At 62.8% G+C, this 13837-nt stretch carries 12 protein-coding genes and 1 tRNA gene; 11 read left to right on the top strand and 2 right to left on the bottom strand.

The genetic code is table 11. The annotated features are described in order from the left end of the window. Positions 1-79: 79 nt before the first annotated feature. A complete protein-coding gene (locus ACMC5O_RS05640) occupies positions 80-238 on the bottom strand; it encodes a hypothetical protein (protein ID WP_426693402.1) in 159 nt (52 codons plus the stop codon). A gap of 927 nt (positions 239-1165) precedes the next feature. Further along, positions 1166-1846 carry an SIMPL domain-containing protein gene (locus ACMC5O_RS05635; protein ID WP_426693401.1) on the bottom strand — a complete coding sequence of 227 codons (681 nt, stop codon included), beginning with the start codon at positions 1844-1846 and terminating at the stop codon, positions 1166-1168. Positions 1847-2125: 279 nt separating this feature from the next. On the opposite strand from ACMC5O_RS05635, the gene gatC reads away from it, so the two are divergent. The 11 genes from gatC to ACMC5O_RS05580 all read left to right on the top strand — a co-directional run bounded on the left by gatC (position 2126) and on the right by ACMC5O_RS05580 (position 13711). Then, positions 2126-2413, top strand: a complete 288-nt coding sequence (gene gatC / locus ACMC5O_RS05630; RefSeq protein WP_187709574.1) for an Asp-tRNA(Asn)/Glu-tRNA(Gln) amidotransferase subunit GatC — start codon at positions 2126-2128, stop codon at positions 2411-2413. Further along, the gene (gene gatA / locus ACMC5O_RS05625) at positions 2410-3891 is read left to right on the top strand and encodes an Asp-tRNA(Asn)/Glu-tRNA(Gln) amidotransferase subunit GatA (protein ID WP_426693400.1); all 1482 of its coding nucleotides are present in this window, start codon (positions 2410-2412) and stop codon (positions 3889-3891) included. Before gatC ends, gatA begins: the two co-directional genes overlap by 4 nt. Continuing rightward, positions 3891-5369: an Asp-tRNA(Asn)/Glu-tRNA(Gln) amidotransferase subunit GatB gene (gatB, locus tag ACMC5O_RS05620; protein ID WP_426693399.1), complete on the top strand. Its 1479-nt coding sequence runs from the start codon at positions 3891-3893 to the stop codon at positions 5367-5369. Before gatA ends, gatB begins: the two co-directional genes overlap by 1 nt. Positions 5370-5391: 22 nt before the next feature. Further along, positions 5392-7023 (top strand): alkaline phosphatase family protein, encoded by a 1632-nt coding sequence (locus ACMC5O_RS05615; RefSeq protein ID WP_187709575.1) that lies wholly within the window; start codon positions 5392-5394, stop codon positions 7021-7023. 108 nt (positions 7024-7131) lie between these two features. Further along, positions 7132-7905 carry a hypothetical protein gene (locus ACMC5O_RS05610; RefSeq protein WP_187709576.1) on the top strand — a complete coding sequence of 258 codons (774 nt, stop codon included), beginning with the start codon at positions 7132-7134 and terminating at the stop codon, positions 7903-7905. Next, positions 7905-9128 (top strand): M48 family metallopeptidase, encoded by a 1224-nt coding sequence (locus ACMC5O_RS05605; RefSeq protein WP_426693398.1) that lies wholly within the window; start codon positions 7905-7907, stop codon positions 9126-9128. The genes ACMC5O_RS05610 and ACMC5O_RS05605 overlap by 1 nt, the downstream gene beginning before the upstream one ends. 11 nt (positions 9129-9139) lie before the next feature. Continuing rightward, a complete protein-coding gene (locus ACMC5O_RS05600; protein ID WP_426693397.1) occupies positions 9140-9766 on the top strand; it encodes a hypothetical protein in 627 nt (208 codons plus the stop codon). A 255-nt stretch (positions 9767-10021) separates the two neighbouring features. Then, positions 10022-10106: transfer RNA gene (locus ACMC5O_RS05595), tRNA-Leu, on the top strand. A 102-nt stretch (positions 10107-10208) separates the two neighbouring features. After that, on the top strand, positions 10209-11789 hold the full coding sequence (gene tig / locus ACMC5O_RS05590) for a trigger factor (protein ID WP_187709877.1): 1581 nt from the start codon (positions 10209-10211) through the stop codon (positions 11787-11789). After that, entirely contained in the window at positions 11786-12712 is a 927-nt protein-coding gene (locus tag ACMC5O_RS05585; RefSeq protein ID WP_187709581.1) for a cupin domain-containing protein, read from the top strand. Before tig ends, ACMC5O_RS05585 begins: the two co-directional genes overlap by 4 nt. Before the next feature lie 54 nt (positions 12713-12766). After that, positions 12767-13711: a glycosyltransferase gene (locus tag ACMC5O_RS05580; protein ID WP_246444497.1), complete on the top strand. Its 945-nt coding sequence runs from the start codon at positions 12767-12769 to the stop codon at positions 13709-13711. Positions 13712-13837 lie beyond the last annotated feature (126 nt).

Genomic DNA, 13837 nt, shown 5'->3' with positions numbered 1-13837 from the left:
GTTGTGTTTTTCAGGGGATACCCCGTCAACCCGCTTCGCCCCGCAAGGTGGAGCGGGTTTCAATCTTCGACCATTTGAGTCACGGCCCGTGTTCCTGAATGCTTCGCCTGACCATCGCGTCCAGATCGTCTTCATCGGGCGCGCGTTCCTGCGCTGTCCGCTCAGAAGCCTCAGGTTCGGTAACAGGTTTCACGCCGTACTTGCTGCGTAGTTCAGCTTTCCTAAGTGGTTTCGCCACGAAAGCGCTCCTTCACCCAGCGCCCAGCAGCGCCAGTTTTCATCTTCGGGTCTGCGGGGGGATACGCCAATACGGAGTTCACCGTATCATCCGTTCTCCACTCATTCCTCTCGCCAGCGACCTAGTGGCAGCTTCCGACCCATTGCGGACATTAAGCGATTACCGTCACGCGTCATTCATGAAGGTGTGCTACAAGTATCCATCACCTGAGATCGCAACCGGGCGCCCTGTGACAGAGAGACAAGTTCGTGCTCTCGCTCGCAGGAGATGGATATGGAACAGATATATTGGCTCAGCCGGGAGAGGGCTTCTCTGAAGGCGGCGCATGACGCGGTGAGCTCCGAGGCTCGATTGATTCATTATGATCTTGCCGGTCGCTATAGTGTGAAGGCTCGTTCGGCGGAGACGCACGGCTCGTTTCCGCGCGCTATCTGCGCCGGTGCTGCCAACGGCCATACCAAGGAAGCATGTCATGCTTGAGGCAGCACGCACTCTTGCTCTCATCTCAGTGATACTCTTGGCGGTGTCCGCGACCATTTGGGGCAAAATACTCCGAGGTCCGCTGCTACAGCGGCTCGATGGGAGTCGAGCGTCGAATGATGGTCCTGCGGAGCTTGCCATGAAAACGTTAGTTTTGGCCTTCGCCTTAAGCTCCGTTGCCGCAGTGTTGGCAATTGTCGCTTTGATTGTTCCGTAAGCAGGGCACGGTCGAGCCGCTTTTTCTCCAAGGATTGAGCCAATTAATCATGAAGAACGCTCCCGGCCTTTCGGATGCTTTCCGGAACAATCCGCGCACGTGATACTCCGCGGTACTAGCGCGACACGACGCGTCGGACGATGAGGTCACAATCACGGAATATACGTCGAACGGCCTTCGTGTTGCCGTCTCTTTATGACCGCAACTCGGCGAGCGCGTCTTGATCCGGACTAGCGCTCCATCCGGTAAAGCAAGTTGAGCGAGACGCCTGTTTCCAGCTGACCTGGAGCCACGATGTCTCCGCCGCGCTCAGGCGCGGGCGGTGGGGGAGGCGGCGGTGCGGATGCGTTCATGACTCTCGAGCCCGTCACGATCACTTCCGTGCCTCTATAGGAGACGCCTTCCTCGACCGAGAGCAGCCGAACGGACGTGTAGCCGTTGTTGTGGGCATATTCGGTCGCTTCCGCCTCGCCTCGCGCCATCGCGCGAATGCGCGCTTCCTTCCTCAGCGGCGCGGGGTCCGCGATCGAGAAAGTCGGACCGTAGACGGAATCCGCACCTGCGGTCGTCAGCGCGTCGAGTAGGGACGTCAGCTTGTCGATGTTGCGGGTTTTGATCAGCACCGAATTGTTGGCGATGTACCCGATCAGCGTCTGTCGTCCCTGACTGCCGGGGAAATTGTCCCAGCGGTAATCCGGTTGCAGCTGAATGCCTTGCGTCTGGATATCACGCTCGCGGATGCCGGCCGCGCGAATGGTCGCGAGCAGCTTTTCGGTCTTTACCTTGTTGGCTGCGACCGCTTGCGTCGCAGTCGGCGCCTTCGCCTGCGTTCCGACCGTCATGCTTGCCTCGTCGGGAGGCGTCCTCAAAGACTCCGCGATGTTGACGCGCACAAGCGGCGTGCTGGCCATTTCGGAAATGCTGGCCGTAGGCGCCTGTTGGGCCAACGCCATTCCGGACTGCATTATCACGGCTGAGAAGGCGACGATTTTCAGAAACCTGCTAACTGGCACGATTATCTCCCTCAGACTGCGGTACAAAAACGCTCCGCCCGATCCTGAGACGCGGGTGTGCTGGAAATCCTTTGAGCAGCTCGAGAAGATTTCTGGAAGTCGCGGTTGGTCTGCCCGCCGCAAGATGTCCCCGAACGGGTTGCCGCTCCTGACCCTCGCGGCTATCGCGCGGCCACAATGTCAATCACGAACGAACAGGTGCGGCACATCGCCAGGCTCGCCCGCATCGCCATGAGCGATGACGAGCTGGAGCAGCTGGTGCCCGAGCTCAATAATATCCTCGGCTGGGTGGAGCAGCTCGGCGAAGTTAATACCGACGGCGTGGAGCCGCTGACCGCGGTCATCCCGAACACGCTGCGGCTTCGCGAGGACAAGGTTACCGACGGCGATTGTCGGGACGACGTTCTCGCCAATGCGCCGGCCGCCGAGCATGGCTTCTTCGCTGTGCCGAAGGTGATCGAATGAGCGACCTGACGTTATTGTCGATTGCCGAGCTTCGCGACGGCTTCCGCTCTGGCGAGTTCACCGCCCGCGAGATTGCCGAGCAGTATAATGCGGCTGTCTATGCTGCGCGTGCGCTGAACGCCTATACAGTCGAGACGCCGGACGACGCCCTCGCGGCCGCCGACGCTGCGGACAAGGCGCGCGGCGGGGGGGAGCTGGGATCGTTGGCGGGTATCCCTCTGGGCATCAAGGACCTGTTCGCAACGCGGGGCGTGAACACGACCGCGGGCAGCCGCATCCTCAAGGACTTCAAGCCGCGCTACGAGAGCACGGTCACCGCCAACCTGCGCAAGGCAGGGGCGGGGATGCTCGGCAAGCTCAACATGGATGAGTTCGCGATGGGCTCGTCGAACGAGACGAGCGCTTACGGTCCGGTGATTTCGCCGTGGCGGCGCAACGACGGTGGCAATGCAGCGCTTGCGCCGGGTGGATCGTCGGGTGGATCTTCTGCCGCGGTGGCCGCGGGGATCGCTCCTGCGGCAACCGGGACGGACACGGGCGGTTCGATCCGCCAGCCGGCGGCATTCACCGGCATTTGCGGGATCAAGCCGACTTACGGGCGCTGCTCGCGCTGGGGCATCGTCTCGTTCGCAAGCTCGCTCGACCAGGCGGGGCCTATGGCGAGGACGGTTCGCGATTGCGCTATCATGCTCGAGGCAATGGCTGGGTTCGATCCGAAGGATTCGACATCTCTCGACCTGTCCGTGCCCAAGTGGGAAACGGGATTGTCGAGTGATCTCAAAGGCAAGCGGGTCGGGATTCCCAAGGAATATCGGATCGACGGCGTTCCGGCCGACATCGGCGCTTTGTGGGATCGCGGTATCGAATGGCTGCGCGACGCGGGCGCCGAAATTGTCGAGATCAGCCTTCCGCATACGAAATATGCGCTGCCGACCTACTACATCATCGCTCCGGCAGAGGCGTCTTCGAACCTCGCGCGCTATGACGGCGTCCGCTACGGCCTGCGGGAAGTTCCGGACGGAGGCAATCTCGACGCCATGTACGCGGCGACGAGGGCTGCCGGGTTCGGCGCGGAGGTACGCCGCCGCATCATGATCGGCACCTACGTGCTGTCGGCGGGCTTCTACGACGCCTATTTCACCAAGGCGCAGAAGGTCCGAACGCTGATCAAGCAGGACTTCGAGAAGGCGTTCGAGCAGTGCGACCTGATCCTGACGCCGACTGCGCCGTCGGCGGCGTTCGGGCTTGGCGACAAGACGGCCGATCCACTGTCGATGTATTTGAACGACGTGTTCGCGGTTCCGGCCAGTCTTGCCGGGCTTCCGGCCATGTCGGTTCCAGGCGGGCTCGACGAGCAGGGGCTTCCGCTCGGTCTGCACCTCATCGGACGTGAGCTGGACGAGCAGGGCGTGCTGAATGCGGGACTGGCGATCGAAGAACGAGCGGGCTTCACCGCGAAGCCGGCGAGGTGGTGGTAATGGCTGCCGCAACCGCACCCTATCGCGTCGAGGGCGAAACCGGCGAGTGGGAGGTCGTTGTCGGCCTCGAAGTCCACGCGCAGATCACCGCGACGGCATCGAAGCTGTTCTCGGGGGCCGCGACCGCGTTCGGGGCGGAGCCGAATACGCAGGTGTCGCTGATCGATGCCGCTATGCCGGGGATGCTTCCGGTTCCCAACCGTGAGTGCATCCGCCAGGCCGTCCGAACGGGCATGGCGCTTGAAGCGGTGATCAATCGCTGGAGCCGCTTCGACCGGAAGAACTATTTCTACGCCGACCTTCCGCAGGGCTACCAGATCAGCCAGCTCTTCCATCCGCTCGTGGGCGAGGGCGAGGTCGAGATCCTGCTCGATGAGAAGGACGAAAGCAGCACCAAGCGGGTCGGCATCGAGCGCATCCATGTCGAGCAGGACGCCGGCAAGCTGATGCACGACCAGCATCCGACCATGTCCTATGTGGATCTCAACCGCGCGGGCGTCGCGCTGATGGAGATCGTCTCGCGTCCGGACATGCGTTCGCCCGCCGAAGCAGGAGCTTACCTTCGGAAGTTGCGGGCGATCCTGCGCTATGTCGGCTCTTGCGACGGCAACATGGAGGAAGGCTCCATGCGTGCCGACGTCAACGTCAGCGTGCGCAGACCCGGCGGCGAACTCGGCACTCGTACCGAGACGAAGAACGTCAATTCGGTCCGCTTCGTCATGCAGGTGATCGAGTACGAGGCGCGGCGCCAGGTCGAGTTGCTTGAAGAGGGTGGCTCGGTCGCGCAGGAGACACGGCTGTTCGACCCGGATCGCGGAACGACGCGGACGCTGCGGTCGAAAGAAGACGCACACGACTATCGCTACTTCCCGGACCCGGATCTACTCCCGCTTGAACTGGATGAGGCTTTCATCGAGGAATGCCGTTCGTCGCTTCCGGAGCTGCCGGACGCCAAGCGCAAGCGCTACGAAGGCCTCGGCATCACCCCTTACAATGCCAGCGTCCTTACCGCAGAAGTCGAGACGGCGCGCTGGTTCGACGCCGTGCTCGAAGTGGGCGCGCAGCCGACGCAGGCGGCAAACTGGGTCGTTGCGGAGCTCTTCGGAGCGCTCAACCGCCTGAGCAAGGGTATTGAAGAATCACCCGTTTCTCCGAATCAGGCTGGCGAACTTCTCGGGCTCGTCGCCGACGGGACGATTTCAGGCACTATCGCCAAGCAGGTGCTCGAGATCATGCTCGAAACCGGCCAGGGCGCCGCTGAGATCGTGGAGACGCGCGGCCTCAAGCAGACGTCGGACACCGGCGCGATCGATGCCGAGATCGACAAAATCCTCGCCGCGAACGCCGACAAGGTCGCCGAGTACAAGAGCGGCAAGCAGCAGCTGTTCGGCTTCTTCGTCGGCCAGACGATGAAGGCGATGCAGGGCAAGGCCAACCCGCAGGTTGTGAACGAGCGGCTGCGGGCTAAGCTGGACTAGCTTGATGTCGGAGGGACGCCGAATGCTGGGATTGGTAGCATTCATTCTCGGCTTGTTTGCCGCCGCGCCCGCTCCGGCCAAGCCGCCAGTACCGCTGAAGGCGGGTGCTCCAAAGCTTGTCGTTGTTATTTCGGTTGACCAGTTCTCCGCCGACCTTTTCGATGAGTACCGCCCGCATTTCACTGGCGGCTTCGCGCGGCTTGCGAACGGCACGGCCTTCCACAACGGCTACCAGGCGCACGCAGCGACGGAGACCTGCCCGGGCCATTCGACGATCCTGACGGGATCGCATCCGACGCATACAGGCATTATCGGCAACACCTGGGTCGACCAGTCGCTGACGCGGTCAGACAGGACAGTTTACTGCGCCGAAGACGAGCGCGTTCCGGGATCGTCGACGACGAGCTACACGGTCTCGCCGATGCATCTTCGCGTTTCAACGCTCGGCGACCTGCTGAAGCAGCAGTCGCCACAGAGCATGAACGTCGCGGTTGCCGGCAAGGACCGCGCGGCAGTCATGATGAGCGGGCACAACGTCGACCAGCGCTGGTACTGGGATGGCAAGACCTTCGCGACCGACCTGAAGTTGGCTGCGGTTCCCGCGACGATCACTCGGGCGAAGAGTGCCATCGCAGCAGCGATCGCAACGGCTCGTGAGCCCCTGCAAGTCCCGCCGATGTGCCAGGTCAAGGCTGCGCCGGTTGCGGTATCGCCGGAAATGTCGGTCGGATCGGGCCGCTTCGCCCGCGCCGGCGGCGATATCAGGGGCTTTCGCGCCTCGCCGGAGTTCGACGGCGCCGTGCTCGCAATCGCTGCCGGTCTCATTCAGGAGATGAAGCTCGGCACGGATGCCGCGCCTGACGTCATTTCGGTCGGGCTCTCGGCCACCGATTACATCGGACATAGCCTCGGCGCGGGCGGGGGCGAAATGTGCCTCCAGTTGCTTTCGCTCGACCGCGATCTCGCCGGCTTCTTCCGGGTGCTGGACGCTGAAGGCATCGACTATGCCGTCGTCCTGACCGCGGATCATGGCGGGATGGACATTCCGGAGCGCCTGCGGGCGAAGGGGATTACACAGGCGGCACGGGCTGATCCCGCGCTCGGAACTGCCGAGATTGGCAAGGCGATTGCGGCGAAGCTCAAGCTGTCCGGACCCGTGCTGCTCGGGGACCTCGCCAATGACGTGTGGATCGATCGTTCGCTGAAGCCGCGGGATCGAATTCGCGTTGAGCGTGAAGCGATCGCGATCTTCAAGGCGCACCCGCAGGTCGAGGCCGTATTCACCTCAAGGCAGATAGCGAGGCTGCCGATCCCGACAGAATCGCCCGATAAATGGACGACGGCGCAGAAAATTCGCGCTTCGTTTGACGCCCAGCGTTCCGGCGACCTCTATGTCGTCCTGAAGAAGTATGTCTCACCGATTACGAAGCCGAGTGAGGGCTACGTCGCGACGCACGGGAGCGTCTGGGACTATGATCGCCGTGTACCCATCCTGATGTGGCGGAAAGGCATGCGCCCCTCCGATCGGCAGGACCACATCTCGACCGTGAACATCCTCCCCACGATCGCGGCCGAGATAGGCCTTGCGCTTCCGACCCAGTTGGACGGAAGATGTCTGAATGGCGTTGAGGGAGTCGCTTGCCCGGTCCGCTAGGCCATTCAATTCTTTGACCTTTTCCCTGTCTTTAATTTGGCGTTCAGGAATTGAGGGGCAGGGTGCATCGCAGGCGGCGGGCGACGGCGTTCGCCGGGGGAGTTGGCAATGCGGAGATTCGGGATAGCGCTCACGCTTGCGGCAAGCGTGGCGGCTTCTGGGTGCGTGCAGTCGCGGCAATATGCGGACGTCCAGTTTACGCCGCCGAAGGGCGATTATCGCCTACTGGTCATGCGCCCGGACGTGACCGTGAACTCGCTTACGACCGGCGGGATGGCCGAGCCGAGAGCGGACTGGACGGAGCAGGCGCGAGGAAACATTGTCAGCGCGCTGCGTGCCGAGCAGGCCGACCGGGGCGGCAAGGTTCTGATTCTCGCGCGGCGAAATGAATTGCCGAACGTCAGCGCGGAAGAAATCGCGGACCTCGAGCGGCTTCATTATGCGGTCGGCAATTCGATCGCTCTTCACAAATATTCCGGAGCCGCACTGCCGACCAAGCGCGGCAAGGGCATCGAATATACGCTGGGAGAAGACGCTGTCTCGCTCGGCCGCCGGACCGGCTACGATTACGCGCTGTTTCTCTATGCCCAGGACAATATCGCATCGACGGGACGCACGGCGCTGCAGGTCCTGGGAGTTGCCGGTTGCTTCATCGGATTCTGCGCTCCGAGCGGCGGGAGTAACCAGTTCGCCTATGCGTCGCTCGTCGACCTGAGGTCGGGCGAGGTCGTCTGGTTCAATGTCCTCCAGACCGGGAGCCAGCTTCCCGGGGTCAAGTTCGGCGATATCCGCACGCCCGAGGGCGCCGCCCAGATGGTCGAGCGCCTCGTCGGTCGAATGAAGCCGGGCCGCGAGGTTCGCGAAGCGATGGAGAAGCGCTGATGTGCTCACGCTGCTTCGAACTGGACCGCCGCTCGCTTCTCGCCGGAGGCGGAGCGCTTGCCGCGACGATGGCGACCGGAATTGCACAGGCCCGCGTTCGCCCCGCCGACATGGTTCCGCTGATTGGTCCCGGCTTTCGCCCGACGGACACTGACGAGAAAGGTCTCTGGCAACTGATGGACCGGGCCGAGGAAGAGATTTCCGGCTCGAACCTGCTGATCAAGGATCCCGAGCTGGTCTCCTATCTCCAGAACATAATCGGGACTGTCGGTGGGCCAGCCGCGAAGGACATGCGCATCTATCTCGCGCATATCCCCGACTTCAACGCGATGATGTTCCCGTCGGGCTTCGCGGTCGTTTTCTCAGGGCTGCTTCTGCGCATGCGGAACGAAGCGCAGCTCGCGGGCGTGATCGCTCACGAGTCCGGGCATTTCCTTCGCCGCCACATGATCCGTTCGTGGCGCGACACCAGGCGGAAGAGCGACATTTTCGCCATCGGCGCGATGGCGGCGGGGGTCGCCGGTGCGGGTGCCGGGGTTTACCTGGGCGATTATGTCCAGCTTGCGCAGCTTGGCACGATCCTGTCGCTGTTCGCATACAGCCGGGCGATGGAGGCCGAGGCCGACGCCATGGGTGCGCGGCTGATCGAGGAAGCCGGATATCCGCCGATCGAGATGGCGAATGTCTGGGAGCAGCTGATCGGCGAGGAAGAAGCGAGCGCTCGCTATCGCCGCAAGCGCCGTCGTCGCGGGACGCTTTTCGATACCCATCCGTCGCCGACCTCGCGAATGGCCGATCTCCGGATTTCGGCGGCTGAGGTTACTGTCGCCGGGCGTCCCTATGACAGCCGCCGGACGAACTATCTGTCGAAGATCGGTTCGGTCCGCCAGATGCTGCTCGAAGACCAGGTCAAGCTGAACGACCCGGGCGCAAGCCAATACCTGCTCAACACGCTGGCGTTGGACGGATGGAATGGCCTGCTACGTTATTATGAGGGCGAGGTCTGGCGGCTGCGGAATCGGGCTGGTGACGATGCCCGCGCCGCGCAGAGCTATGCGGTCGCGGTCGCTTATCCCGATGCGCCCGCGGAGGCCTGGCGCTGGCATGGGCTGTCGCTGATCAAGGAAGGCCGCAGCGGCGAGGGCAAGGCGGCGCTGGGCCGCTACCTGCAGATGAAGCCCGCGGCGCCGGACGCGCCGTTCATCCGGCAAATGGCTGGTTGAGGAGCATTCGAATGCGCAAGTTCAAGCTTGTCTTTGCCGCCGCGATGCTCCCGCTCGCTGCTTGCAGTACTGTTGGCGAGGGCACCGATTTCGGGCTCTACACCCTTGTCCGGTCGAAGCCGACGAACGTGGGCAATGGCTCGGTGACGGTCGTCCCGCCCCGGCCCTGGAACAAGCAAAGGCGGTTCTTCTTCTTCGACAGCGTCCGCTGGGTCGAAGATTGGACGCTGAACGGCCCTTATCTCGATGGGATCACCTTCGTGACGGCGCTGCCGAGCGGCCAATATCTGATCCGCCAGCGCAAGAGCGACGAGCGGCAAGTGCCGAAGTTCCGGTCGGACATGACTGCGCCGGAAGTTGCGGCGATGCTGGAAACGGCTTTCAGGGTGCGCGGCGGTGCCGTCGATTTCCGGACTCTTGGCCTGCAGCCCCGGCAGTTCCTAGGCTATCCGGGTTTCCAGTTCGATTTCGAGCATCTCGATAATGACGAGCTGTGGCGCAAGGGCAGGGCGGTTGGCGCTGTCGTTGAGGGCCGCCTCTACCTGATCCTCTTCGACGCGACGCGCTCGCACTATTACGGAAACGCGCTTCCCGACTTCGAGGTAATGGCAAACAACGCCCGGATTCGCAGTTCCTAGCCGATCGGTGATGCGGGGGTAGGCGACGGTGTCGTGCCCGGTGTCGGCACGTCCACGTCCGGCGAGGGTGCAGGAGTTTCCTGCGGTACGGGCGTAGGCTGTCCGGGCTGAGAGGGTTGCGGCGGTTCTTGCGGCGGCGGAGTTTCAGGCGGCGTCTGCTGGGTCATATGGTCGTTCCTTTCGCCTCCACAAACGCCGCTAAGCCTTAAGCGGTTGCCCCTGCGGCGATCCTTGCTATAGCGCCGCTCCTTGTCCGCGCGCGTGGCGGAACTGGTAGACGCGCTGGATTTAGGTTCCAGTGTCGCAAGACGTGGGGGTTCGACTCCCTCCGCGCGCACCACCGCCGCGTGAAGCTAGTCCCGGGGACTGGCGAGCACGGCGGTCCACGCGCAGCTTCGGCCGCGCGGGAAAGACGAAATTCTTTTGACGGGATTGAACAGTGATCAAGACGGTTGAGACGGAAAACGAAGGCCTGAAGCGGGCATTCATGCTGACCATCCCGGCGGAGGATATCGACGCCCGCGTTGAGCAGGAGGTCAAGCGGATTGCTCCGCAAATCCGCATGCCGGGCTTCCGTCCTGGCAAGGTACCGCCGAACCTCATTCGCAAGATGCACGGCGAATCGCTGCAGCAGGATGCGCTGAACAGCGCGGTCCAGGCGGGCGTCCAGCAGCTGCTGCAGGACAAGAAGCTTCGTCCGGCGATGCAGCCGGAAGTTGCGCTCGAGGACGACTACAAACCCGGATCGGACGTCCAGGTTAAGGTTCGCCTCGAAGCTCTCCCGGAAATCCCGGCTCCCAGTTTCGACGGCCTGAAGCTCGAGCGCCTTACGGTCAATGCTGACGAGAGTGCGATCGAAGAGCAGATTCAGCGGCTGGCTAGCGCCAACAAGAACTGGACTGACGCGAAGAAGGGCCATGCAGCCGTGACCGGCGATCTGGTCGTCATCGACTTCGCCGGCAGCGTTGGCGGAAAGCCGTTCGACGGCGGCACCGGCCAGGACATGCAGGTCGAGATCGGTTCGGGCCAGCTGATTCCGGGTTTCGAGGATCAGCTCGTCGGCGCGAAGGCGGGCGACAAGCGCGAGGTGAAGGTCGCATTCCCGGCGGACTATCCGGCTGAGAATCTCAAAGGCAAGGACGCAACCTTCGACGTGACGGTAAAGTCCGTGAAGATTGCTGGCGAGAGCAAGCTCGATGATGAGTTCGCCAAGTCGCTCGGCCTACAGGATCTCGAGCAGCTTCGCGGCATCCTCCGGGACCAGCAGCAGCAGGATCTGAACGGCCTTACGCGGACCCACATGAAGCGCCGGCTGCTCGATGAGCTTGCCTCGCGGCATTCGTTCGAGGTGCCGGGGTCGATGGTCGACGCCGAATATGAGAACATCATGCAGCAGCTTCGCCATGAGGCCAGCCATGAATCGGATCCGGAAGCCGCGCTCAAGGAAATTGAGAGCGAAGCCGCCGAATATCGCGGAATTGCCGAACGCCGCGTCCGGCTTGGTCTCCTGCTTTCGGAAATCGGCGCCGCAAATGGCGTCGAAGTCAGCCAGCGCGAGATGAACCAGCTGATCGGCCAGGCTGCTTCCCAGTACCAGGGCAAGGATCGCGAGCGGTTCATCCAGTACATCCAGCAGGAGCCGATGGCTGCCGCCCAGCTTCGTGCCCCGCTCTACGAGGACAAGGTCGTCGATTTCCTCTTCTCGAAGGCGGATATCACCGACCGCACGGCAACGCGAGCGGAGCTGGAAGCCGATCTCGAGGCCGAGGAAGGCCATGTGCATGGCCCGGGCTGCGGCCACGACGTCCCGGAAGCCAAGACTACAAAGGGGAAGGCCAAGGCTGCGAAGCCCAAGGCTGAAGTCGCGGCAAAGGCTGAAAAGCCGGCCAAGGGTGCCGTCGAGAAGAAGGCCGACAAGCCGAAGCAGGCCAAGCCGGTGAAGGAGGCCGCCGCAGCTAAGGCTCCGGAGGCCAAGGCATCTTCCAAGAAGGCGCCTGCCAAGAAGCCCGTCAAGAAGGCTTGAACGACCGGGAAATCGTCTGTCCCAACTTGGACGCCGCGCTGGAAACCTGGCGCGGCGCCGGGTTCCGGCTAGATTCGATCTACCCCGCAGACGATCCGCATACCGCCGTTCTCACTCGGGAGGGGGAACAGGTCCGGCTAACGAGCCGGCCCGATGCTTCGCGTCCGACCAGCCGACTTCCTCCATTTCAGCCCGGCTTCCTCCTGGCGCGCGGCGACAGCTCCGAGAGCGCAGGCCGGGCCGGAATGCTATATCGCGACTTGATCCCCGGCCGCTCGGGCGGACGCTACATCGCGTCGCTGATCAGCATCCCGAATGGCGGTCCCGTCGCCGACTGGGTGCATTTCCATCGGATCGCGCTCCAGCTCATCTACGTCCGGAGCGGTTGGGTCCGCGTAGTTTACGAAAACCAGGGCGAGCCATTCGTCATGCGGGCCGGCGACCTCGTCCTGCAGCCCCCACAAATCAGGCATCGAGTCCTGGAAAGCTCAGCCGGGCTGGAGGTCGTCGAGCTCGGATGTCCGGCACTCCACGAAACGCTTGCCGATCATGAGATGGTCCTTCCGAACGCGATAAATGCGGAACGCACGTTCGGCGGGCAACGCTTCTTGCATCATGTTGCGGCAAGAACGCCCTGGACGAATTTCCACGGCGGAGAGGCGCGGGAGACAGGAATTTGCGACGCCACGGGTGGACTCGCAGAAGTCAGGACAATCCGAGGGAGCCAGATCGACTTTCCCATGCATCACGGCGAGCTTGTGTTCGGGTTCGTCCTTGATGGATCAGCTCTTCTGGATTTCGAGGATGGTTTCGAGCTTTGCGCCAGCGACGCGTTCGTGATCCCGCCCGGAGCGTCCTGGAACATTTGCGACGGATCGGACGACTTCCGGTTATTGCATGTTACGAGCGCTCAGCTGGGCTAGAAGTTTTCGGCGGTTCCCTTCTATAGCCGCGCAGGACCAGTCGAGGGGGGAAGCGTGAACAGCCAGCAGTCGCCGCGGATCGCCGTGCTCCTGCCGTGCTATAATGAGGAAGCGGCAATCGGCGCGACGGTTGAGGGCTTCCGCAAGGCGCTCCCTGGCGCGACCGTGTACGTTTACGACAACAACAGCCGCGATGGGACGAAGGAAGTTGCCGCCGCCGCAGGCGCGGTCGTCCGCACCGAAACGCAGCAAGGCAAAGGCCATGTCGTACGGCGCATGTTCGCCGACATCGAGGCCGACGTTTATGTTATGGCGGACGGCGACCTGACCTACGATCCCGAGGCAGCTCCCGAAATGGCGCGGATGATCGCCGCGGACCGGCTCGACATGGTCGTCGGCACTCGCAAGCACGACGCCGCCGAAGCCTACCGGGGCGGGCATGTGATCGGGAACAGGATCTTCACCCGTCTGCTCTCCGGGCTATTCGGGCGGAGCTTCACCGACATCTTCTCCGGCTACCGCGTTTTCTCCCGCCGCTTCGTGAAGAGTTTCCCGGTCCTGTCCGAGGGATTCGAGATCGAAACGGAGATGAGCGTACATGCGCTCGAGCTTCGGATGCCGGTTGGCGAGATCGAGACGCGCTACCTCGCGCGGCCCGAAGGTTCGCATTCGAAGCTGTCGACCTTTCGGGACGGCTGGCGGATCCTGAAGACGATCGTCACGCTCTATCGCATCGAGCGGCCTGTTCTCTTCTTCGGTGGAATTGGCGCGATTCTCGTCGCTGCCGCGCTGATCCTGGCCGTGCCTTTAGTCTTCACTTACCTCGAAACCGGCCTTGTGCCGCGCTTCCCGACGGCAATCCTGGCCACTGGCATGACGATCGTGGCGGTACTGTCATTCTTTGCCGGCCTGATCCTCGACACGGTCACGCGGGGAAGGCGGGAAGTGCGCCGCCTCGCGTACCTCGCTTTGCCGGCCCCCGGAGCAACTCAACTGTAGACGATTTGCATCACCTCCGAGCAAATCTGTTACGCTTCGGTGACTACTGCTGTTGCAGCCCTCTTTAGTTGGATATGTCGTTTCGGCCCGACATCAAATCGATCGGGCCGTGACAAATAGGGGGCC

The organism is Sphingomonas sediminicola (assembly GCF_049991885.1).
Classification (GTDB): domain Bacteria; phylum Pseudomonadota; class Alphaproteobacteria; order Sphingomonadales; family Sphingomonadaceae; genus Sphingomicrobium; species Sphingomicrobium sediminicola.
Note: the sequence above shows the minus strand (reverse complement) of the source record. Positions and strands in the feature narration are given on the sequence as shown.